At 61.8% G+C, this 21103-nt stretch carries 21 protein-coding genes and 2 tRNA genes; 18 read left to right on the plus strand and 5 right to left on the minus strand.

Going from position 1 to position 21103, the window contains the following annotated elements; all coding sequences use genetic code 11:
• Nucleotides 1-89: 89 nt before the first annotated feature.
• The 5 genes from BXE_RS15795 to BXE_RS15815 form a co-directional block, all read right to left on the minus strand.
• The gene (locus tag BXE_RS15795) at nucleotides 90-824 is read right to left on the minus strand and encodes a hypothetical protein (protein ID WP_011489274.1); all 735 of its coding nucleotides are present in this window, start codon (nucleotides 822-824) and stop codon (nucleotides 90-92) included.
• Between the two features lie 477 nt (nucleotides 825-1301).
• Nucleotides 1302-2180, minus strand: coding sequence for a hypothetical protein (locus BXE_RS46960; protein WP_011489275.1), 879 nt, complete (start codon nucleotides 2178-2180; stop codon nucleotides 1302-1304).
• Nucleotides 2181-2183: 3 nt separating this feature from the next.
• Nucleotides 2184-3500, minus strand: coding sequence for a DNA methyltransferase (locus BXE_RS46965; protein WP_011489276.1), 1317 nt, complete (start codon nucleotides 3498-3500; stop codon nucleotides 2184-2186).
• Nucleotides 3501-3872: 372 nt separating this feature from the next.
• A tRNA-Cys gene (locus BXE_RS15810) sits at nucleotides 3873-3946 on the minus strand.
• A 105-nt stretch (nucleotides 3947-4051) separates the two neighbouring features.
• Nucleotides 4052-4127, minus strand: a tRNA-Gly gene (locus BXE_RS15815).
• 867 nt (nucleotides 4128-4994) lie between these two features.
• Between BXE_RS15815 and BXE_RS15820 the strand changes: the two genes are divergently transcribed.
• The 18 genes from BXE_RS15820 (at nucleotide 4995) to BXE_RS15905 (ending at nucleotide 21099) form a co-directional block, all read left to right on the plus strand.
• A complete protein-coding gene (locus BXE_RS15820) occupies nucleotides 4995-5750 on the plus strand; it encodes a hypothetical protein (protein ID WP_003460276.1) in 756 nt (251 codons plus the stop codon).
• A gap of 119 nt (nucleotides 5751-5869) precedes the next feature.
• The gene (locus BXE_RS15825; RefSeq protein ID WP_003460278.1) at nucleotides 5870-6082 is read left to right on the plus strand and encodes an AlpA family transcriptional regulator; all 213 of its coding nucleotides are present in this window, start codon (nucleotides 5870-5872) and stop codon (nucleotides 6080-6082) included.
• 43 nt (nucleotides 6083-6125) lie between these two features.
• Complete coding sequence (locus BXE_RS15830) at nucleotides 6126-7001, plus strand: ParA family protein (protein WP_011489277.1); 876 nt, start codon at nucleotides 6126-6128, stop codon at nucleotides 6999-7001.
• A complete protein-coding gene (locus BXE_RS15835) occupies nucleotides 6985-7242 on the plus strand; it encodes a hypothetical protein (protein ID WP_003460282.1) in 258 nt (85 codons plus the stop codon). Before BXE_RS15830 ends, BXE_RS15835 begins: the two co-directional genes overlap by 17 nt.
• Nucleotides 7235-8887, plus strand: a complete 1653-nt coding sequence (locus tag BXE_RS15840; RefSeq protein WP_011489278.1) for a ParB family protein — start codon at nucleotides 7235-7237, stop codon at nucleotides 8885-8887. The genes BXE_RS15835 and BXE_RS15840 overlap by 8 nt, the downstream gene beginning before the upstream one ends.
• 15 nt (nucleotides 8888-8902) lie before the next feature.
• Nucleotides 8903-9463, plus strand: coding sequence for a DUF2857 domain-containing protein (locus BXE_RS15845; RefSeq protein WP_011489279.1), 561 nt, complete (start codon nucleotides 8903-8905; stop codon nucleotides 9461-9463).
• A 3-nt stretch (nucleotides 9464-9466) separates the two neighbouring features.
• On the plus strand, nucleotides 9467-10711 hold the full coding sequence (locus BXE_RS15850) for an STY4528 family pathogenicity island replication protein (protein ID WP_011489280.1): 1245 nt from the start codon (nucleotides 9467-9469) through the stop codon (nucleotides 10709-10711).
• 330 nt (nucleotides 10712-11041) lie between these two features.
• Nucleotides 11042-11821, plus strand: coding sequence for a PFL_4669 family integrating conjugative element protein (locus BXE_RS15855; RefSeq protein WP_011489281.1), 780 nt, complete (start codon nucleotides 11042-11044; stop codon nucleotides 11819-11821).
• On the plus strand, nucleotides 11818-12345 hold the full coding sequence (locus BXE_RS15860; protein ID WP_003460292.1) for a DUF3158 family protein: 528 nt from the start codon (nucleotides 11818-11820) through the stop codon (nucleotides 12343-12345). The genes BXE_RS15855 and BXE_RS15860 overlap by 4 nt, the downstream gene beginning before the upstream one ends.
• 73 nt (nucleotides 12346-12418) lie before the next feature.
• Nucleotides 12419-12859 (plus strand): single-stranded DNA-binding protein, encoded by a 441-nt coding sequence (locus BXE_RS15865; protein WP_011489282.1) that lies wholly within the window; start codon nucleotides 12419-12421, stop codon nucleotides 12857-12859.
• A 278-nt stretch (nucleotides 12860-13137) separates the two neighbouring features.
• Entirely contained in the window at nucleotides 13138-15150 is a 2013-nt protein-coding gene (locus BXE_RS15870) for a DNA topoisomerase III (RefSeq protein ID WP_011489283.1), read from the plus strand.
• Between the two features lie 536 nt (nucleotides 15151-15686).
• Entirely contained in the window at nucleotides 15687-17288 is a 1602-nt protein-coding gene (locus BXE_RS15875) for a DNA cytosine methyltransferase (RefSeq protein WP_011489284.1), read from the plus strand.
• Between the two features lie 244 nt (nucleotides 17289-17532).
• Nucleotides 17533-18090: a hypothetical protein gene (locus tag BXE_RS15880; protein ID WP_011489285.1), complete on the plus strand. Its 558-nt coding sequence runs from the start codon at nucleotides 17533-17535 to the stop codon at nucleotides 18088-18090.
• Between the two features lie 330 nt (nucleotides 18091-18420).
• Complete coding sequence (locus tag BXE_RS15885) at nucleotides 18421-18633, plus strand: hypothetical protein (protein ID WP_003290186.1); 213 nt, start codon at nucleotides 18421-18423, stop codon at nucleotides 18631-18633.
• 21 nt (nucleotides 18634-18654) lie between these two features.
• The gene (locus BXE_RS15890) at nucleotides 18655-19047 is read left to right on the plus strand and encodes a hypothetical protein (protein ID WP_011489287.1); all 393 of its coding nucleotides are present in this window, start codon (nucleotides 18655-18657) and stop codon (nucleotides 19045-19047) included.
• Nucleotides 19048-19219: 172 nt separating this feature from the next.
• On the plus strand, nucleotides 19220-19906 hold the full coding sequence (locus tag BXE_RS15895; RefSeq protein WP_011489288.1) for a hypothetical protein: 687 nt from the start codon (nucleotides 19220-19222) through the stop codon (nucleotides 19904-19906).
• Between the two features lie 79 nt (nucleotides 19907-19985).
• Nucleotides 19986-20723, plus strand: coding sequence for a hypothetical protein (locus BXE_RS15900; protein ID WP_011489289.1), 738 nt, complete (start codon nucleotides 19986-19988; stop codon nucleotides 20721-20723).
• Between the two features lie 97 nt (nucleotides 20724-20820).
• A complete protein-coding gene (locus BXE_RS15905; protein WP_003290191.1) occupies nucleotides 20821-21099 on the plus strand; it encodes a hypothetical protein in 279 nt (92 codons plus the stop codon).
• Nucleotides 21100-21103 lie beyond the last annotated feature (4 nt).

The following is a 21103-nucleotide window of genomic DNA, read 5'->3' on the forward strand; positions in this document are numbered from 1 at the left end:
GTCTAATAAAAAATAAAGCCCCAAACAATGGGGCTTTTCTGGCGCAGAAAATCTGCTGCCGCATAAATCGCATGCCGCATGCGAAGCGCTTATTCGGCGCTTCTTTTGAACGACTCCAATTCACTCGTATAACGCTCGTTTCGCACGCCATTGCTGGCGTAATACTCCTCCACCGATTTTACCCAGCGGCCGATTTCCGGCACATACCAGATCGCTTTATAAGTACGCCCGGTCGCCTGAACAGGGCCGGTTTTCTGCGCATGAGTGATCATCGCGGTGTCGCCCTGCTGGACCTGCACGGCCTGCGTGACGGTCTGCGTCGGTTCGAGTTGCGCGGTCCAGTTGCCTTCCGCTTCGACCTTGATCGCCTGGAATTTGCCCGCCGGCACTTCGACGGTTTCCGTATCCACTACCCGATATTGAGTGCTCCATTTTTCCGAAGCGTGCATCTTGTTCGGATGCTGTTCCGTGTAGTCGATGCTCCAGGTTTTGCCGGGCGACAGCGGGAACGCGAGCGGCCGGTTCACCACCATTTCCGTGCCGTTCACACTGCGCTCGCGGCTCCAGTCGGCGCCCGCGATCAGCTCATTGGGCGCCTGAGTCGAGCCCACCGGCTTCGACGCGTAGTAAACGTGGGCCGACGTGGCGCGCAAGACGCTCACCTCGTCGTGCGTCTGGCGCCAGACTGAAGGCGCTTTCTCAAACGTGTCGACGTACGTCCAGGTGTCCCCGGCCTTGAGGGCCGGAGGCGGCGCCGACTGGGCAATAGCCAGCATCGGCAGGCCGACGGCGAACAGCACGGCTGCAGTTATGATTTTTTTCATTGGTCGAGATGTAGTAGTTGTAGCGGGTCGTAACCTGCCCCGATTTTTCGCGCTGATAAGGCACCGCCATTCATTGAAGCGGATGGCTGCCACCTTCATAAGTGCGCGAATTGGCTTTGGCTACTGTACATTATCGGCAATTACTGATGGTAATCAAAAGTGCGATTCGAGGTAATGGGCAATTGCCGGAACGGATATGAAAGACAATAAAATAAAAATGAAAGAGCAGGAGAGGGAATTGTAAACAACGAAGGATCCTGACGGTCGGCGCCTCGCCACACTCGAACCGGAACGGCCACTCCGGCTTGAGATATGCCGACGCATGAAACAGTAACCGACCATGAGTAACCGGCCATGTACCGCCTTGGCTTACGCTCCCACACGGACAATCTGATGGGCAGCAGCGCGCTCCCGCAGCGGTCCGTCGCCCGTCGATAATCAACTCAAGCAGACCATATTGTTCCGCTCACGATGCATTCAGGGCGCAATCCTCCTTAAAAACTCTTGCGCTCCGTCGTCGTCCTTGAAGGATGCACGGATGGAATCTTCGTTATCGTAATCAACGATAACCTCAATCTTGTGGAGCGTTCCTGATGCCTTTATCTTGTCCAATTTAGCCAGTTTTTCGATAGCATCCTGTACATTGCCACAGATGACTTCCGTACCAAAGAGGGGTAACAATATGATCCGCGTTATTAGCCGCTCAAGCGATTTTTGCAGCGCAGTCATGAATGCGTCGGTCTGTGGCTTGGAGGCGGTTATTAATGCATTGCGGAGCGTTGTTTTATCTGCGTCGGTAAGCGAAAACAGTCGTTGATTAGCCTCCGCAAACGCGGCATCAGACGTACCTTCGTTGAACGCGATATCGAAATCAATGGCTTTGAACGCATCCACTACATCATCATATGGGATATATAAGACCGAAAATCTATGTCTTCGAAGCTGCTCCAGTGCAGGCTTCGTAAACTCTCCGGCTAACACTGCACCAAAAAAAGGCGCCGAGAGATGGTGTACTTCAATGATGGGAAGTATCGCAGCCTGTATTTCCTGGGCTTTGTTTTTCGAATGTTTGGTGTAGCGGCGCCAAGCCGCTTCGATAAACGCCACTGGCGTTCCGCGCGATTCCTCGGTTCCCCCTACTTCGATCACGAAGTCTAAATCGTGGGTATTTCCATATTTGTCTGCCCACGTGACTTTCTTACCGGTGCGCGCCGGCCGGTCTTTTTGCCAGTCAAGATAATAGTTTTTTGCCTTCGCAAAACTCTCGAGGCGAGGTTTTAGTATCAGATATAAGACTACGTGTTCAAGCAGGTTGCCAAGATCCTGGCCAAACTTATGCGAAGGGGAATTCGCCATGCCTTATCCTTTAATCCAGAGTCGACCTTCATGAAGTGGGACGGTATGTTTGCGGTTCTTCCACTTGATGTTGCGGTCTCGTATTTTCTCAAACGACCACGATTCAAATCCTGATGCGATAGCGAGTTCACCGAACCAACGTTCAACGGGTGCGTGAACGCCATATGGCGCGGAGTCGCCAATGACCAGACACATGTTCGCACCAGGCGACGTTACGCGGCGCAAAGCATTGAATGTCTCAGCCATGTCGCCAAAGTAAGCTGCGATCATCGTGTGATAGGCCTTTTTGCCGGCCTTTAATGTACGAACCTCCGCCAGCTCATTGCAGACGGCTGTAAGTTCGTCGCGGATCGGTGCAACCACCGGTCTCTCCAGTAAGGCGTCCAGTTGCAACTTATCGCTCGTAGCATGTTGTGAACTCGAACAGATCAGGAATTGACGGACCGAACCGTGCAAATCTCCCCACGAACTTATTTCGCCCCAAAACGTCATTTCGAGCCGAGTAGCGTCCGCATAATCGTAGTTGTTAGCATACGGCGGCGATGTGATGACGAGGTCGACGCGTGCGTCAGGTATACCTTTGAGTGTCCGCGCATCGCTCTGAAGTAGTTTCGCGCGACTCTTTGTCTGGCCTTTTTGCATGTCGCGCATGTCATAAGCCATGATGGTTGCCTGTGCGGTCAACGCGTCCGATGGAGTCGATACGCTGGCTTTACGCTTGTTAGGCAAAACGTATTGCCACTGCGCTGTCCCTACGTGACTAGACGGGCGAAGAATGGCGTTCAACGCGAGGAAAACCAGCAGGCGGATATCGTCTGGCAGATCGTTGGCAATTGTCAGGTACGCGTCACGAAGCTTGAACAGTTCGACGAGCGTTTCGACTTCGTAGCATTTTTTGAGGAGGTCAGGAATCGCATGATTGCTACATGAACGTGATTCGCCGGCAAGTTTCTCGACAGCCGCGATCGCCGCTTCGAATGCTTCCGGGCTCGACGCCCAAGCCAATTTACCGCGCGCCAGGCGATAAACAAACGGATGCGATTCGACACCATACGATTTAATGCCGGCCTTATCCGCCTCCACGCACACGGTCCCTGATCCGACGAATGGGTCGAGTACAACTTTCGCCGCACGGTTTCCAATCACCTGCTTCACCCAATCAGACGAGAAACCAGCGGAGTACCGGAACCATCGATGGACTGGCAACCTCATGTTCGGCGTGAAAGTGCCAGATTGCTCGACGTCGATGGTAGCTCTCGATTTTTTTGCTGTTGGTGCTGCTACCGTATCGAATAGCTCCGCTTGCGCGCTGATGGTCATAGGTGTCTTGGGGGGATGCGAGGAGGCGAAAAAACCTGACTTGCAATTATAAGGTGCCATCGACCATAGAGAGCCAAGGCGACACACTCGTGCATCGCTTTGCACCGCCGCCGGCCAACCTCGAAGTTGCTTTGCCAAGGCGCGGTCAGGCAGGATGAAGCAACGTGAACGGCCAGCTTCGCAGGTGCCGCCGCAAACTCTCGCAGACGGCCAATTAGCCGATATACGAGTGGTTTAGCGTTTTTATCGAGTGGTTGGAGAGGGCTTTGTACTGCTTCAGACAGCGCATTTCCACAGATGGAAATATGCAAAATCATGAGCTAGAAAAACGAAAAGCCCCGACTAGTCGGGGCTTTTCTTTACATCAACTACTGGAGGCGCGAGCCGGAGTCGAACCGGCCTAAACGGCTTTGCAGGCCGCTGCATAACCGCTTTGCTATCGCGCCGCAAGCGGACTGGAACCTAGCAACAGATTCACAGATTCTGTCTGGCGGAAAACCGGAAGGACCGGCCCACCAAACAAAAAGGGAAGCACTGCTTCCCCTTATGTATGGAGCGGGAGACGAGGCTCGAACTCGCGACCTCAACCTTGGCAAGGTTGCGCTCTACCAACTGAGCTACTCCCGCATTGCACTGCTTCACAACGCCTTGCCTTTTACTTCTTTGCCAAACAACGCGCTGCTTCAAATTTGGAGCGGGAGACGAGACGTTTACTAGGGCAGTAAGTCGTTGATTCCCAAGCTCTTTCTTCGCCGAGGTGGCCAGCGAAGACCTAGATTGTAGCCTATTTTTTCGTCCCCGCCAACAAAGATCGTCCAAAGAGTTCCACTGGCATCCATAGACCCACACCCAGCACACCAGACCCGCAGTCGTCACAACGTCATCGGCGACGGTCTCGAACTGGCCGCCCGTGCCCCTGCTCTCAGTTCCCGCATCCGCTTCCGCGATGACGCCCAGGCCGATCCTCTCGGTGCCGGCCCAGTTCGGATGCCATCTACGAGCCGCATGCAACGCGCATTGCATTGCCCGTCTGCGCAAGCAAGTCACGCAGGAAGAACGCGCACCCTAGCCGTGGCGCGTCAGCACGCGATTCTTTATCGGTATATCAGGATGCCAGGGCGGGTATGACAGGCGTGGATTCGCCCAGTTTTCCTAGACCTTGGACAACGACCACCATCTCGTCGCGCCTTGTGAAACCGCTGGCATATAAGGCCATACCGAGACAGATTTGCAGAATCCGCAACTTATTACGACGCTGATAGCGTGAGCGTCACTGTCGAGCCTACGTCCCGATGCTCGACCTTCTAGCGGCCGATGAATTTTTGCACATTGGGCACATGACAGCCACCGGTAAAAGCGCACTGGTGAGAAGTGCTCAAGCACCCATAACGGACCGGGCCTCGGGGCTCGTTTCCTACACAGACAACTGCCCGACCACGGGGTCGGCGTCAAAGGAGTCGGCCATGTAGTTCTTCTCCTGGAAGGAGACGGAGCATGCACGAGAACAAGAATGATGCACCAACATCAAAGGTGTTCTACCGCCCGATCGAAGCGTCCATCCGCTGGGCTGGGCTGCTGCGATACGAGCAGGTGATCCTGGCCTCGGTTTTATCGCCAAGGAATCTGCCACAGTCGTTGGATTGCCCGCGCTGGGGCGAACTGCGGCTATACACCGACCGAATCTACGACGGCATCCTCAATGGGGAACTGCCCTTCGGGCAGAACGGCATCACAACACGCGATACCGCACTGATCGAGTCCCTTGATCTGACGGTTCGCCACGTCGATCTGAAGCGATGGATGCGCCAGCACTACCCCGAGCAGCGGCCCGGCTTTCTCTTCTCTCGCAGCGAACGCATCGCCCATCCCGTCATCTCCCTGGAGACCGGCCAAGCCATGCTGGTCGAGCGATTGGCCCTCAAATCCGCTCTGGAGCAGTGCAAGCGCCAAATGCGCGAGCTGCAAGAACAGCACGACGCGCTACTCAAGCAGTCCACGGTCATTCCCGCCTGCGCGCAATGCCCCATCAGCGACCGGGCCGAGGCCACCTACCTCCACATCATCGGCACCATGCTGGAACTGATGCTCGGCCAATCTCCGTCGGGCACACCGTATTCCAGTTTCAATAGCCAGGAGGCTATCGCTACCGCGATGATCGCGCATCACGGCGAACTCATGGGCATTACCGATCGCACGCTGCAAGCCAAGTTTGCACAAGCCCGCCGCAAGCTGCGGGCCGCCGTTTCCTGATATTTGCAAGCCCGAATCTGCGGTCACGGAAACCGCATTTACGGTGGCCTGAGACAGAAGTCGACATTTGAATAGGTGTCACGCCAACAAACGCCACTGAGCGTTCAGGAGTGACCGCCATGTCGCAGATACCTGTACTACCGCCCAACGAGCGCCGCATCTTGCGTCTCGATGAAGTCGAGGCCAAGTCCGGCTTCAAGCGTGCCCACATCTACAACCTGATGCGTGCCGGCAAGTTCCCCCAGGCGCTGCGTCTGGGCGTGCGTGCAGTGGGCTGGGATTCGGTCGAGATCGACCAGTGGATCGCCGAACGTCTCAACAATCGCACCTGAGCGGCTCTCCCTCGGAATTCCCTATCCCTAGACGGAGAGCGCCATGCAGGTTGTATCCATCATCTCGACCAAGGGCGGCGTCGGCAAAACGACCACCGCAGCCAACCTCGGCGGTCTTGCCGCCGACGCGGGCTTGCGCGTACTGCTGCTCGACCTCGACGTGCAGCCCACGTTGTCGTCCTATTACGAACTGGCCCACCGCGCGCCCGGTGGCATCTACGAGCTGCTGGCCTTCAACGAGCGCGATCTCGACCGGCTCGTGTCCCGCACGAGCATCGCGGGCCTGGACCTAGTGCTCTCCAACGACCACCGAGGCGAACTGAACACCTTGCTGCTGCATGCGCCGGACGGGCGCCTGCGGTTACGCCATCTGTTGCCGGTGCTGGCGCCTCTCTATGACCTGCTGTTGATCGACACCCAGGGCGCGCGCAGCGTCTTGCTGGAGATGGCCGTGCTCGCGTCCGATCTTGCGCTGTCGCCCGTGACCCCGGAAATCCTCGCGGCCCGCGAGTTGCGGCGCGGCACCATGCAGTTGCTGGAGGACATCGCGCCGTACCGACACCTCGGCATCGAACCGCCGCCGCTGCACCTGCTCATCAACCGCGTCCACCCCGTGTCCGCCAACGCGCGGCTGATCCAGCAGGCCCTGCGCGACCTGTTCCAGGAGCATGCTGGCATCCGTGTGCTGGCTACTGACGTGCCGGCTATCGAAGCCTATCCGCGCGCTGCGACCCGCGGCCTGCCGGTGCATCGCGTCGAGTACCGACAGCCACCGGGCAGAGTCGCGCCAGCCGCTCTCGACACCATGCGCGCCCTTGCCAGCGAGTTGTTCCCGCAATGGCAGGATCAATTGGCCTTCGTGTCCGGCCGCCAGCAGCGTCCTTCTGAGACTGGGAGGCAGCATGGCAAGCGCACATGAACTGGCCCGCGGCCACAAGCGGCTACGCGTCCTGATCGAATTTGCGATCAGCGAAGGCTGGCACGTCAAACGCACACCGGGTGGACACCTCAAGTTCACCAAGGTCGGCTGCGCCGCGATCTACACCAGCTCGACCGCGAGCGACCACCGGGCGACCCTCAACGCCCGCGCGCAGATCCGCCGTGCCGAGCGCCAGGCCCAAGCCCAGGCCGCGAGCGTAAAGGAATGCGGCCATGGCTGATATGAGGTCCCAGGACATGGCTGGCAAGCTGCTTGCCGCCGGGTTCGAACGTAGCGGTCCATCCGCCACCGCCTTGAGCGACCCGATTGTCGACACGCCGATGGTCGTGACGTTGGACCAGTTGCGTCCCTACGATCACGATCCACGCAAGAAGCGCAATTCCGCCTACGAGGAAATCAAGGCTTCCATCCGTGAACGCGGCCTGGATGCGGCGCCGGCCATCACGCGCCGTCCAGGCGAAGATCACTACATCATCCGCAACGGCGGCAACACGCGGCTGGCGATCCTGCGTGAACTCTGGTCGGAGACCAAGGACGAGCGATTCTTCCGCATATCGTGCTTGTTCCGCCCCTGGCCCGCACGTGGCGAGATCGTCGCATTGACCGGGCACCTTGCGGAGAACGAGCTACGCGGCGGCCTGACGTTCATCGAGCGAGCCCTCGGCGTCGAGAAAGCGCGTGAGTTCTACGAAGAGGAAAGCGGCACCACGCTGAGCCAGTCCGAACTGGCTCGCCGCCTGGCCGCCGATGGCTACCCGGTACAGCAGTCGCACATCAGCCGCATGGTCGATGCGGTCCGCTATCTGCTGCCCGCGATCCCGACCGTGCTCTATGGCGGATTGGGCCGCCACCAGGTCGAGCGGCTATCGGTCATGCGCAAGGCCTGTGAGCGCACCTGGGAGCAGTACGCCAAAGGCCGCTCTCTTCCTCTGGATTTCGACGGCTTCTTTCAGGAAGTGCTGTCGCAATTCGACACGCAGGCTGACGAGTTTTCGCCGCAGCGAGTGCAAGACGAGCTGATCGGCCAGATGTCCGAATTGCTGGGCATCGACTACGACGTCCTGGCGCTGGACCTGACCGAATCGGAGAGCCGTCACCGTGCGTTGGTCAGCGACCCGACGCCGCCATCGGCGCCGCCCGCATTGCCTGAGCCTGGGGCCATCGCGCGATCGCCGGTTGAATCAGCACCATCCACTATCACGCCTGCACCACGTCCAGGCCATGCAGCGGCCGCGCCTACGCGGCGCGAGGACGACACGGCCCCGAGGGAGGCCTCCGCGGCCAGCCCTACGGCAGGGGTCGGCGATTTGCTTCAGGAGCACATCATCTCCCCGGCACCAACGACGGAGCGGCTCCAGTCCATCCAGCGCATGGTCGCCGATCAGTTAGGCGACGCGCTACCGCCCGATTTCTCAGCCAACGTATTGCAGTCGATTCCAGTGCAGGCCGGTGGCCTCTATCCCATCTCGGACATCTGGTATATCGACCCTGGACTGGATACGCCCGATCGGCTACGCATCCACATCGCGCAGTTCGCGCGCGAGATCGCAGGCGAGGCCGAGCTGGACGAGTACGTCGCGGATCGTCCCGATGGCATCGGGTTCGCGTGCCGCGCCCAGGCACGGCCTTCGTCGCCCCTGGGACGCGCCGTGCTCGCGCTGCTGGTTTCTCTGGCCGGTCAGACGCCGGCCGACGTCGGCTTGGACAGCGGGCAAATCGTCACCGACCTGCCGGCACTGCTGCACGGCCAGGACGATGCGGCCTTGCGATTGAGCGACACCGCGCTGGTCAAGCTGTTCCGACTGCTGCGGTTGGCCCGACGCCTCCTGGACCTGGAAGCCGGCGCTGTCGGTTCTGGGACCTGAACGAGGGTTGCCAGCATGTCCGCACCGAACCCACTCAATCAGGCCGTCCTCGCCCAGGCGCTCTACGACCTGCGCAACGGCCAATTGCGTCGATGCAAGGCGATGGGGTTCGGGGAGGAAGAGTTGGATGCGCTCAAGCATCCAGCGCTCATCAGCGTATTGGCCAATGCCAACGTCTCCTGGTGCTCTGTCTCCGTGAACCGCGAAGTGCTCCGACGCTTGCTCAAGCAGGCGCAGGACGTGGAGAAGGAGATCGCCACCGTCGATCGCATGCTGCGCCTGGGCGCCAGTACGGAAATGGTGAGTCGCTTCTACGGGCTTACGCATCAGGAAGTCGCGCTACGACGCGAAGTTCTCGGTCTGCCCAAACGCAAGGGGCGCCATCCGGTTCTGGACGAGGAGCAGGACACGGAACTGTGGCGGCGCTGGAAGGCCGTGACCAGCAGCAGGAATGTCGATCTGGAGGACGAAACCTCGGTCCTTGATGCGGCAATGGACCTCGCCGAAGGCATGGAACTGCCGCTGTCGGTGGTCTGGGCTGCGATCAAAGGCTGGATCGATCAAGGATTGGGTTGAGTTATGGCCGTGGATGACTCAGCACCACGAGCATCACGCCATGGCCCCGTCGCCCTCGCTGATCTGTTCAACAGCGCGCTGAAAGACCTTGCGCCCAAACCCCGGGCGCCCGCATCCGCACCTGCATCTGCACCGTCGCCTGGGTCAACATCTGGTGACGGTTTCCTTTTCAGCGGCAATCGTCACGAGAGCGTGCCGCGGCGGCTCTTTCTCGACCGACGCCTGACACCGCTGGAGCGCAATGCGTGGCAAGTGTTTCGGATGATGCTCAACGAGGATGGCGTCACTGCGTTTCCGACATATGAGCAACTTCGGCCATGGCTCGCGTCAACACCCTGCGCTGGACAAGCCTCCCACGAGACCGTCGCACGCGCGCTGACGCTGTTGCGCCTGACACGCTGGTTGAGTCTCGTGCGGCGCAGACGCGACCCCAAGACCGGCCGTATTCTCGGCAACCTCTATGTTCTGCACGACGAGCCCTTGACTCCATTCGAGGCGATGCAGCTCGACGCAGACTACTTGCAGCTCGTCAGCCAGGCTCTGGGCCACTCGGCCAAGGCCGTTCAGGTCGTGGGTCTGCACACCCTCAAGGAGATCGCCGAAGACCCGTTGCTGTCCGGCCGCACGCTGCCCTCGCGGCTGCAGGTCCTTGCCGAACGCCTCGCCAGCCAGGGCATCGGGACGCAAGAGAGTTATCCACAGGAGGACATGGTTCACGATTCCGAAGAAGGGGCTCCAAGCCTTCTTCGGAATCCCGAGCACCCGTCTTCGGAATCCGAAGCAGGGCCGAAACCCGCGTCAGACGGCTCTCTTCGGAATCCGAAGCAGGACCGTACTGTACGTAGTAGTCGTATTAATGAAGTACGTACTACCGCGCGCGAGCGTGGGCAGGTGCGCGCGATGCAAGGTGTCCGCTTGCCTGATCGCTTCCTTGGTTTGAAAGAAGAGCAGCAGGCCGGGGCGATGGTGGCATTGCAGCAGGTCGATGTCCCGCTGCGTCAGGCCGTGCTGGACGAATGGGCCGATCGTTGTCGCGGCAACACCATCCGCAACCCGGCCGGCTACCTGTTCGGCATCATCCAGCGCGCCATCCGTGGCGAGTTCAACGCGTGGGCCAAGCAGGCTGGCGCGACAGCACCCCCCACCGCCGCGCGAGATGCGCCGTCTGAGGCACCACGCAATGTGGTTCCACCCGAGGTGGCCAAACAGCACATCGAACGGCTGCGTGACCTTCTGCGCAAGAGCTGATCGTTACGAGCGGCATGGTCATGAAGCAGACATCCGTGGCCGTCAGTAGAGCTATCCCCAGGGGATAGATGTAATGCAAGGCGTAACGCCGACAGGTACGGCCCGGTACTTTCGTCCACCGCACTGCGATGGCGCCGGTTTCAGGAGCGACGCTGACATTCGCGCGAACAGTGCTCCATGGCGTTTGATGGAGCTATCCCCTGGGGATAGCTCGTGCCTCGGGCTGGCACTGCCATGACAACCGGGGACTGATTCATTTCGGTTTGTTGACTGACTGCCTTCCGTTGCGTGTCGATCCTGACGGCTCCTTTTCCACAGCGGGCGGTCACCATGGCAACCAACGAACCTTTACAACTCAATCTCGGCTCCTTGCGCAGCGCGATGTCGCTGACGCTTCACACCCACCACGCCTCGCGCATCTGGCATGGGCGTGCCGCCGCTGAGGGGCGGCCGGGCATTGTCGGGCTCAACGGCTACATCGCCGTGATGAACAAGATGAAGCGCGGATCGGAGCAAGACGACCCGTACAGCGACTGGTGGATGTTGCGCATCGAGGAAAAGCTCGACCAGACCAAATCCACGCTGCAATCGCTGCGCGAGCAAGTTGACCAGGCGCTGGCCGGCGTACCCGCAGCATTGAGCCTGGGCGAAAACCTCAACGTGCAGCCGGTGAAGCTCCCCTTATTTGTGAACGCGCAGCTCGGCTTCGCGGCGGTCTATCTCCTGGCCGACTACGACGACATCGCCCGCAAGTTGATCCTCGCCCATCACACCGCGCTGATCGATCGCTCGACATTGGAGCGATGGCTCAACGAAGGCGCCCACGCGCTGCGCAGCCTGTTCAGTCTGGCGCAGCAGTACCGCTACTCGGGCTGCACCCGGGACGACTTCGCGGCCAAAAATGCCGCAGCACGGGCGGCGCTGGAGAAGTTCGGCGAACTGCCCCAGGAGGTGCTCGAAGGCACACGCCGTTCGAAGTTTGCGCCGCCCATCGCGCGCCGTGGCCTGCAACAGCGCAGCGATGGTTCTGCCGCAGCGCCTCCGTCCGGCGATGAAGCCATCACCGCCGAGCCATCCGAAACCGCAGCCGGTGAGGACGAACCGGCATGAGCGATCTGAACCAACCGATCCGCTACTTCCGGGGCCTGCAACAGGAAGCCTTCATGCGGCTGGAACACGCGGCCTCTCTAAAAGGCCTTTTAAAGCCTTTTAAAGGTAAAGGGGACTTCGAGGCCTGGGCCAGCCAGTGCTTCGCCATGCGCGACGAACTGATTGGCTTGGCGCAGCGACAGGTGCTGCAACAGGCAGTCGGGCATCCCTTCCACCTGCTACCCATCGAGCTGGCCCAGCAGACAACTGGCGCGGGAACGACGTTCCTTCGCTGGCGCAAGCACGACCGCTCGGCCATGGGCGTAGCCCTGTGGCAGGAGCTGATGGCGAGCACCAGCACGCCGGCCAACCTGCTGGCCGACCTGCACGCGATCGAGCTGCAGCGCATCACGTTGAACATGCAGATCAGCCTGCTGCACACCTTGGGCAGGCAGGCGCAGGAATGCGCCAGCAAAGCGGCCGAGGCAGACAACGCCTACCTGCGCCGGCTCACGTCCACCCCACCCGCAATGCGCGATCGGTGATTGCGCCAGCCATCCCAGCACGCGCCCGGCGCCGACGAGGCACGGGTATTTCAACCACCACGGAGATCACACCATGAGCACGCATTTTTCTGGCGAAGGCAACATCGGCTCGCCACCGGAGTACCGCGAATTCCCCAATGGCAACGACGAGCCCACCCGCCTGCTGCGCCTGAACGTCTATTTCGACAACCCCGTTCCCAAGAAGGATGGCACCTTTGAGGACCGTGGCGGCTTCTGGGCGCCGGTGGAAATCTGGCACCGCGACGCCGAGCACTGGCAGCGCCTCTACCAGAAGGGTATGCGGGTGCTGGTGATCGGCCGCATGGAGCGCGAGCCTTGGACGGACAACGAAGATCAGCCACGCGAGACCTGGCAAGTCAACGCGCGCAGCGTCGGCATTCTGCCGTACCGCATCGAGTCTGTGGTCCTCAGCCCGAAGCCACAGGAGGCAGAACCGAAGCCGCAGGCCGACCAGGAATCGACCGCGCCGAAAGAGACGAAGCGCAGGAAGTGACCCGGCACGGAGGGCGGCTGCCGCGGTGCTTAGCCGCCCTCCATGTGCCGCGAGCTATCCCCAGGGGATAGCTCCATCAACGTCCACTGACTTCCACGCGTACCCGCGAATCGCCGCTCCCGACCCGCATACCTCCGGCCACTCGCCATCCCCGCACAAGCCCTTCCATCCGTGAAAGCGGTCGCCGCCGCGTGCCGCTTGTTTGCTGCTGCTCCTGGTGGTGCTCGGCATGCTCGATCCCAGCAACTCCATGAACCACGGGAATCGGATGGACGGATATGCGGCTGTTCTTGTGCGAGAAGCCCTCCCAGGGCAAAGACATTGGCCGGATTCTCGGCGCCACGCAGCGCGGTGAAGGCTGTCTCAACGGTTCCGGCGTCACTGTCACCTGGTGCATCGGCCATCTCGTAGAAGCCGCTGCGCCCGAAGCCTACGACGAGCAGTTGAAGCGCTGGTCCATTGAGCAGTTGCCCATCATTCCCCAGAATTGGCGGGTCGAGGTCAAACCGAAGACCGCCACGCAATTCAAGGTCGTCAAGGCGCTTCTGGCGAAGGCGACCCAGCTTGTCATCGCCACCGATGCCGACCGCGAAGGCGAGTTGATCGCTCGCGAGATCATCGAACTGTGCGGCTACCGCGGCCCCATCGAGCGGCTATGGTTGTCGGCACTCAACGATGCGTCCATCCGCGCCGCACTGGGCAAGCTCAGGCCATCGGCCGAGACGCTGCCGATGTACTACTCGGCGCTGGCACGATCGCGGGCCGACTGGCTCGTGGGAATGAACCTCAGCCGCCTGTTCACCGTGCTCGGTCGACAAGCGGGCTACGACGGCGTGCTGTCGGTCGGCCGCGTGCAGACACCGACGCTCAAGCTCGTGGTGGACCGCGACCGCGAAATTGCGGCCTTCGTGTCCGTACCGTACTGGGCCATCGACGTGTCCCTGTCCGCAAGCGGCCAGTCTTTCACCGCGCAATGGGTTCCGCCCGATGCCTACACCGACGACACGGGCCGCTGCCTGCAGCAGCCGGTCGCACAGCGGGCCGCGCAGCAGATTCGCGGCGCGGGCAGCGCGCAGGTGGTGTCGGTCGAGACCGAGCGCGTGCGCGAAGGCCCGCCGCTGCTGTTCGACCTGGGCACCTTGCAGGAGGTTTGTTCCAAGCAACTTGGGCTGGACGTGCAGGAAACCCTGGAGATCGCCCAGGCCCTGTACGAGACGCACAAAGCCACGACGTACCCGCGCTCGGATTCCGGCTATCTGCCCGAAAGCATGTTCGCCGAGGTGTCCACGGTTCTCGACAGTCTGCTCAGGACCGATCCCTCGCTGCGCCCGATCATGGACCAGCTCGACCGCTCCCAGCGCTCGCGTGCATGGAATGACGGCAAGGTCACGGCGCACCACGGCATCATTCCGACGCTCGAACCAGCGAACCTCTCGGCCATGAGCGAGAAGGAGTTGGCGGTGTACCGGCTGATCCGGGCGCATTACCTCGCGCAGTTCCTCCCTCACCACGAGTTCGATCGCACCGTGGCGAACCTAGCCTGCGGCCAGCAGAAACTGGCGGCCACGGGCAAGCAGGTCGTGGTGAAGGGCTGGCCCCTGGTACTGACCGAGCCTCAGCCCGACGAGGACGGCGACGCTGCGGCGCGCAGCCAGGTGCTTCCCGCGCTGCGCGAGGGCTTGGCATGTCTGGTGGCCGACGTCGATCTGAAGGCGCTCAAGACGCTGCCACCCAGGCCGTACACGCAGGGCGAACTTGTCAAATCCATGAAGGGAGTCGCCAAGCTGGTGACGGACCCGCGCCTGAAGCAGAAGTTCAGGGACACGGTCGGCATCGGCACCGAAGCGACGCGAGCCAACATCATCAGCGGCCTGATCGCACGCGGCTATATCGTGAAGAAGGGGCGCGCCATCCGCGCATCCGATGCTGCTTTCACACTGATCGACGCCGTGCCCGCGGCGATCGCCGACCCTGGCACTACCGCTGTCTGGGAACAGGCGCTCGACATGATCGAAGCTGGACAGCTTACGCTGGACGTATTCATCGGAAAGCAGGCTGCATGGATTTCGCAGTTGATCGCGCAGTACAGCATCGCGTCCCTGTCCATCAAGGTTCCCCAAGGGCCGGCATGCCCGCAGTGCGGCGCACCCACGCGTCAGCGCAGCGGCAAGAGCGGCCCGTTTTGGTCGTGCAGTCGTTACCCCGACTGCAAAGGCACGCTGCCGGTCGAATCCGGCACGTCCAAGCGCGGTGCCTCGCGCCCGCACCGCAGCGGCCGCCAAGGTTCCTGACCCGACCCCGTTCCCCGTGAGCCGTGCCCGCCATCGGCGGCGTGGCCCTTGTCCCGCACGCCCTGCGGGACGCCCAGCGCGCAACGCCTTCTTGATCCGTGCGCGCGTCCCGCCTGGCCGCTCCGGCCACGGGACCTGAAGGTAGCTTCTCCGCGAACCGCATCCCGCGCGTTCTGCTGATCTGCATTTCTTCCGCCCACTGCGAAGGGTCTCCCGATGGCTTGTCGAACTGCACGAGCCACCCGGAGACCGTTCGTGGTCAGCGGTATTCGGTGCCGGTGCCCGCCGGCGCAAAAACGGGCTCCCTTTGTGCGCGGATGTGCGCCAGACGATGCCGGCCCCAGCCACGACATGGGCCGGGTGTGATTGCTGACAGCAGACGGTTTTAGCGACGACCGGGCCTGCCAATCAGCCCACGGGTGGTTCCTCTTTCCTCCCGAGCCGAAGGCCGCAGGGCCTTCGGCGCCTTTCTCCTGCCCATCAATGTCCCGGCCCCCCGCCCAACGGCCCTGGGCCACACGAACAGGAGACCCGACATGAACCCCCATCCTTGCCCCCCAACACACGGCAGGCCGCGCAACGCGCCGCTGCTCTACGGCAGCGTGTGCAGCGGCATCGAGGCCGTGAGCCTCGCCTGGCAACCCCTCGGCCTCGAAGCTGCGTGGTTCGCTGAGATCGAGCCGTTCCCGAGCGCCGTGCTCGCCCATCGTTACCCCCACGTGCCCAACCTGGGCGACATGACTGCGATCGCCCGCCAGGTGCGCGCCGGCACCGTGCCGGCGCCCGACATCCTGGTCGGCGGCACACCGTGCCAGTCGTTCAGCGTAGCCGGCGCGCGCCAGGGACTGAATGACCCGCGCGGCGCCTTGACCCTTGCCTATGTGGAGCTTGCAAATGCCATCGACCAAACCCGCCACCAAGACCGCCGCCCGTCGGCAACCCTCGTCTGGGAAAACGTCCCCGGCGTCCTCAACGACCGCAGCAATGCCTTCGGGCATTTCCTGGGCGCACTGGCCGGAGAAGGCTGTGCGCTCCAACCGCCAGGGGAAAAATGGGCGCACGCAGGTTGTGTGTCTGGACCCCGGCGCCGCATCGCCTGGCGCGTGCTCGACGCTCAATATTTCGGTGTCGCCCAACGCCGCAAGCGTGTGTTTCTTGTGGCAAGTGGTGGAGATGGCCTCGATCCCGTCGAAGTACTTTTTGAGCGCACAGGCCTGCTCGGGGATTCTTCTGCGGGCAGCGCGCCGTGGCAAGAAGCTGCCCGTGCTGCTGGATCGGGTGCTGAAGCAGCAGGCGGATACGCAGGACTGAAGCAGCCCTACGGCACGGTCACGATGACCTTCGGATTCAGTGGCGGCACCGGCCCCGTCGATGTGGCGGCATGTCTCATGGCCGCAGGCCCCAAGCACGACATCCGCACGGAGACGTTCATGGTGCAGTCGATCGCCGGCAGCATCGCCCACACCCTCGACACTGCCAACGGCGGCAAGGGCAGCAGCGAAGACGGTACGGGCAAGGGTGTGCCGATCATCGCTTTCACCGCGCAGGGCAGCGGCGCGGATGCCACGATGGATCGGGCTCCGACGCTGCGTGCAGGTGGGCACCGCAACAGCCATGCGAACGCCGGTGTCGTGCCCGCCATCGCCTTCGCGCAGAACAACCGCGGCGAAGTGCGTTTCGAGTCGGGCCATGGGCAGGTAGCTTGCACCGTCCTTTCCAACGGCAAGCCGGGCTATGGCGTGCCGATGGTGGCCTGCGTTGCCCTGCGGGGACGGCAGCAGGGTCTTACCGCGGAACTGGGCGGCGGCGTATCGGACGCACTGCGCACCAGCGGCGGCGGCGCTGACAAGCCCCATGTGCTGGCACCCGACTTCGAGGCGCATTTCCGTTACGACTGGAGCGAGCCCGGCCCCGGCGACTGGTCGCACTGGCGGGTGCGGCGGCTAATGCCCGTGGAATGCGAGCGGCTGCAAGGCATGCCCGACGACTACACGCTGATCCCGTACCGCGGCAAGCCCGCCGCGGATGCTCCGCGCTACAAGGCAATCGGCAATTCCATGGCGGTGCCGTGCGTTGCGTGGCTTGGCCAGCGGCTGGTGCAGTGCCTGCACAAGACGGGATCGACAGCTCCGGATTGATGCACGACGTCGCCAGCGGGCCACGCCATTCTTCCTCCTGCATTGCCGACGTGTCGGCAGCAGCCAGCAGCCGGGGTGTCCAGGCTGCCGTGGGTTCTACCCGCGCCACCCACCAGTTCGCCTCGGCATCTCACCGGCGAACGCTGCCCACCGGGGCATCGATGCCTCTTTTTTTCCAACCCACGGGATGGCCGCCACGTCCCGTCGGGGGCATGTCGCCACCCGGTCGATTTCAGGACTTCCCATGGATAACATCACCAAGCAAGACCGCATCACGCTGAAGAACCTCAAGGTGGCCGACTTCGCCAGCGAGGAAACGATGTGCTTCAGCGCCACCGTCGTGTTCGACGGCACTCCCATCGCCGAGGCCCGCAACGACGGCCACGGCGGCTCGACGTTCGTCCACGCGCTCAATGGCAAGGCGGCGCTGCTGGCGCAGGCCGAAGCCTTCGCCAAGGGCCTGCCGCCTGCACCGCTCGACCTCGGCCACGAGGGTGAAGACCCTCATTACATCGACATGACGCTCGACTTCCTGATCGATGAACTGGCCGATGCCATGCACGCCGAGCGCAAGGTGCGAGCCGCGTTCAACCGCGACATCGGCAACAAGGTGCTGTTCATCAAGGACGGCAAACTGCTGTTCATCAAGGGCATCAAGCTCAAGGCCATCGCCGACCGCAAAGCGTATTTCGCTTCGCTGCGCGCCCGACAGGCCCAACCCATCGTCATCCTCGCCGAGCTTCCGCCCGAGCAAGCATTTGACCTGTGGAAGCAGCATGTCCTGGGCGACAAGCCCGCCTGACCCAGCGCCGACGCCCCCTCCTGACAGCCCCGCACTCGATGCGGGGCTTCTTTTTTTCGGTGCCCATCAATCGGGGCTGGGCCGGATGCCGTTTTCCAACTGACGCAGCGCGGCCCGCGCACGAAGCTGCCCGCATGTTCGCTGATTCGTCAGCACATGCCAGCAGCCAGGGTTTCAGGCTGCCGCGGGTCTCTCCCGCGTTGCCCACCAGTCCGCATCGCATCAAGTCTGCGGACGCGCGTCCCCGTGACGTCGATGCTTTTTATCAACCGCGTGCGGGAGCTGCCATCCCGTGAGGGACGAGGCCCCGCTTTTCCAAGGAGCCCGTCCATGTCCCAGCAAGCCTCTTTCGGCCAACTGGCCCTGACCTACTGCGGCAAGTTTCTGCCGCTCGAAGTCCTGCAAAGCGCCGCCGGTCACTACATCGGCACGCGCGATACCGAAGGCCCCGTTTCGCGGGAATCCCGCGAGTACTTCCGCAGCTATGCCGCGGCTCAACGTGCCCTCGAAAGAGGCGGCTGGTCCCAGCTCGCCATTCCCTGATCCAACTGGAGGAATCACGTCATGAACCAGCTACTGCCGCGGGAAATCGTCGATCAGATCATGCGGGAAGAACAGCATTTCGCTGCCGCGCCCCAAGCCTTCTTCGAGGCCTGGAAGCGCGGTGTCGAGATCGCTGGCCCCGAATGGTTCGGTGACGGCACCCGTGAAGGTCTGAACCAGGCCAAGAGCAAGTGGGATCTGCGTCCCAACATGCTGCAGCTCAACGATGCCCTCGGCGTCCTGAGCAGCGGCGAACGCATGTTCCTGTCCGCCATGGTCAGCTTCTACAACGCGCGCGAGGGCGGTGCCATGCTCAAGCGCTGCCACTTCAACGGACTGTCGGACTTCGACGGTCTCGATCTGCAACGCCGCAAGGTCATCGCCGACCTGCTGGTGAACTACAACGGCTGGTGAGCCGGTCCCCGGCGCACCACTGCTTTTCGTTCCCCCCGAGAGGGACATGCGCCCACAAAGCCATGTTCCTCAATTTCTTCGCCATCGCCCAGCGCCAACGGCCTCGGGCTATTACTTGCGGATGCCACCGTCCGCATGGGCTGGCTCCGCTCACTTCTCGAAAGGAGCCACCATGGCAAACAACTACTACGAGGGCACGGGCGTTCTCATGCTTGATCGTGTTACCCCCGTCATCAAGGCGCTGTTCGGCGTCTTCGCATTGGATGAAAGCTATCCCGGCAACGGGCATGCCTACATCGCCAGGATCGCCGAGACCAATTATCCGCAATGGTCGAATGTGCTGGGCGGCCTGGAAGACCTCGCAGCGCAACTCGGCATACCCATGCCCGACGACGAAGGCTTGTCGATTCCTCCACTGCTCGAACTGCTGGCCGTGCACTTCGGAGCCGACCAGGATCAGGAACTGCAGAACCTGATCGAACAACACCAGTTCGAGGACAGCGCCGATCTGGAGGCCTTACTTCTGATCGCAACCTGCTTCGACGACGGCCATGACCTGACCGCCATCCAGTTCGAGGGCTGCTGGTATTGCAGCAAGCCAAGGCTGTTCGAGTTCGGCGGCAGCGGCTGCTACCTGAGCCGCGAGGTCCAGGTCTTCAGAACGTCCTCGCAGGCACTCCAACTCGGCGACCAACTGCGCAAAGCCATTAAGGCCAGCGACATCGAAGAGGCCTCGGCGTTGATCGCACTGGAGGCCGCCAATCTGCTCGCGGGCATCAACGACGAGCATTTCCGCCTGAATGTGCGCCATCGCATCGCCGAACGGCTGGCCCAGACGCCAACGATCAGTGCCGACTGACGCATTTTCTCTTTTCAACCCACCGGGTCCAATTCCCGGTGGCGGGGATTGGCTCCATTATTCAATCTGGAGAAATCCCATGTCCCAAAATCCCAATCCCTTTGTCCGCGGCTACTGGAATCTGAAAATCGTCCGCACGCTGTCCATCAGCTACGAGGACGGAAGCCCGCATGTGTGGCGAGCCATCCACGTGAGCCAACAGCACCTCTCCGATGAGGAACTGGTTTCTTCCCCCTGCATCGTCACCAGCGAGTTCGCGGTGGTCAGGAATGGCACTGAACCTGTCAGCGCCGAACTGATGGCCGAATGCAATGCTGTTGAAGGCGTCAGCGGCGAAGGCGTAGTTGGTGCCGTGGTCTATGCCATTCATGGCGACGACTTCGACGGCCGCCCGATCCACGTCGGTGACACTTATTCGGCCGAAGCCGCGCGAGACGTGGTGCAGCGGTTGAGTTTCGAGACCGGCTATTACAGCCGATGCTGGGAAATCAGCAGCGCGCACATCAGCCGGAAAACCGGCCAGTACCTCGCCAACCTGGCAGACCTCGCCACGCCGGAGGCCTTTCTGTTCATCGCCTTCCGGGTTCCGTACAGCCCGGCGATCGGCGTCAAGCTGATTTCCACGCCCTGGACGGACCAGAACCTGGAGCATGCCGAGGGCATCGGCGCGGAGCAGCTTCGACAAGAGCACCGGAACAAGGGCATGCCGGACGACCTGGCGAACATCCTTGAACTGGCTGGCCAGGCCGATGTGCGCATTCTCATCCTCGACGCTGATGCGCCCGCGCTACTGGGCTTGCCGCTGGCCGAGTCCTAGCAGTCGCGCCACGCACCATTCTTCCTCTTTGTTCTCCCCCATGTCAGCCCGTCTCCCACCCGGAGCTGGGCTGATCCATTTTCATAGGAGCAACCTCATGTTCCCCGACCTCATCTCGCATGCACCCGACTTCGAGCACCAGCTCGGAGCCTGCGTCAACGCCATGAGCCAGGACGACGCCATCGGCCAGATCCTGGTATTCGAGCGCACGAGAGGCATGCTACACATGCGCCATATCGCCAGCGCCGACCTGGTGGACAGCGACATTGACGACTACGAAATGGTCGTCTTCGACGGTGGCAACACCAGCGGCGACACGTGGAAGCACGTGTTCTTTCCACGTCAGCGCGAACACTATTTCGTGTACGAAGCCTGATCCA

Source organism: Paraburkholderia xenovorans LB400 (assembly GCF_000013645.1).
GTDB lineage: Bacteria > Pseudomonadota > Gammaproteobacteria > Burkholderiales > Burkholderiaceae > Paraburkholderia > Paraburkholderia xenovorans.

Bases quoted from the DNA above. Each gene is read 5' to 3' on its own strand.
- BXE_RS15795 (WP_011489274.1), bottom strand. From the start codon at position 824: ATGAAAAAAATCATAACTGCAGCCGTGCTGTTCGCCGTCGGCCTGCCG.
- BXE_RS46960 (WP_011489275.1), bottom strand. From the start codon at position 2,180: ATGGCGAATTCCCCTTCGCATAAGTTTGGCCAGGATCTTGGCAACCTG.
- BXE_RS46965 (WP_011489276.1), bottom strand. From the start codon at position 3,500: ATGACCATCAGCGCGCAAGCGGAGCTATTCGATACGGTAGCAGCACCA.
- BXE_RS15820 (WP_003460276.1), top strand. From the start codon at position 4,995: ATGCACGAGAACAAGAATGATGCACCAACATCAAAGGTGTTCTACCGC.
- BXE_RS15825 (WP_003460278.1), top strand. From the start codon at position 5,870: ATGTCGCAGATACCTGTACTACCGCCCAACGAGCGCCGCATCTTGCGT.
- BXE_RS15830 (WP_011489277.1), top strand. From the start codon at position 6,126: ATGCAGGTTGTATCCATCATCTCGACCAAGGGCGGCGTCGGCAAAACG.
- BXE_RS15835 (WP_003460282.1), top strand. From the start codon at position 6,985: ATGGCAAGCGCACATGAACTGGCCCGCGGCCACAAGCGGCTACGCGTC.
- BXE_RS15840 (WP_011489278.1), top strand. From the start codon at position 7,235: ATGGCTGATATGAGGTCCCAGGACATGGCTGGCAAGCTGCTTGCCGCC.
- BXE_RS15845 (WP_011489279.1), top strand. From the start codon at position 8,903: ATGTCCGCACCGAACCCACTCAATCAGGCCGTCCTCGCCCAGGCGCTC.
- BXE_RS15850 (WP_011489280.1), top strand. From the start codon at position 9,467: ATGGCCGTGGATGACTCAGCACCACGAGCATCACGCCATGGCCCCGTC.
- BXE_RS15855 (WP_011489281.1), top strand. From the start codon at position 11,042: ATGGCAACCAACGAACCTTTACAACTCAATCTCGGCTCCTTGCGCAGC.
- BXE_RS15860 (WP_003460292.1), top strand. From the start codon at position 11,818: ATGAGCGATCTGAACCAACCGATCCGCTACTTCCGGGGCCTGCAACAG.
- BXE_RS15865 (WP_011489282.1), top strand. From the start codon at position 12,419: ATGAGCACGCATTTTTCTGGCGAAGGCAACATCGGCTCGCCACCGGAG.
- BXE_RS15870 (WP_011489283.1), top strand. From the start codon at position 13,138: ATGCGGCTGTTCTTGTGCGAGAAGCCCTCCCAGGGCAAAGACATTGGC.
- BXE_RS15875 (WP_011489284.1), top strand. From the start codon at position 15,687: ATGAACCCCCATCCTTGCCCCCCAACACACGGCAGGCCGCGCAACGCG.
- BXE_RS15880 (WP_011489285.1), top strand. From the start codon at position 17,533: ATGGATAACATCACCAAGCAAGACCGCATCACGCTGAAGAACCTCAAG.
- BXE_RS15885 (WP_003290186.1), top strand. From the start codon at position 18,421: ATGTCCCAGCAAGCCTCTTTCGGCCAACTGGCCCTGACCTACTGCGGC.
- BXE_RS15890 (WP_011489287.1), top strand. From the start codon at position 18,655: ATGAACCAGCTACTGCCGCGGGAAATCGTCGATCAGATCATGCGGGAA.
- BXE_RS15895 (WP_011489288.1), top strand. From the start codon at position 19,220: ATGGCAAACAACTACTACGAGGGCACGGGCGTTCTCATGCTTGATCGT.
- BXE_RS15900 (WP_011489289.1), top strand. From the start codon at position 19,986: ATGTCCCAAAATCCCAATCCCTTTGTCCGCGGCTACTGGAATCTGAAA.
- BXE_RS15905 (WP_003290191.1), top strand. From the start codon at position 20,821: ATGTTCCCCGACCTCATCTCGCATGCACCCGACTTCGAGCACCAGCTC.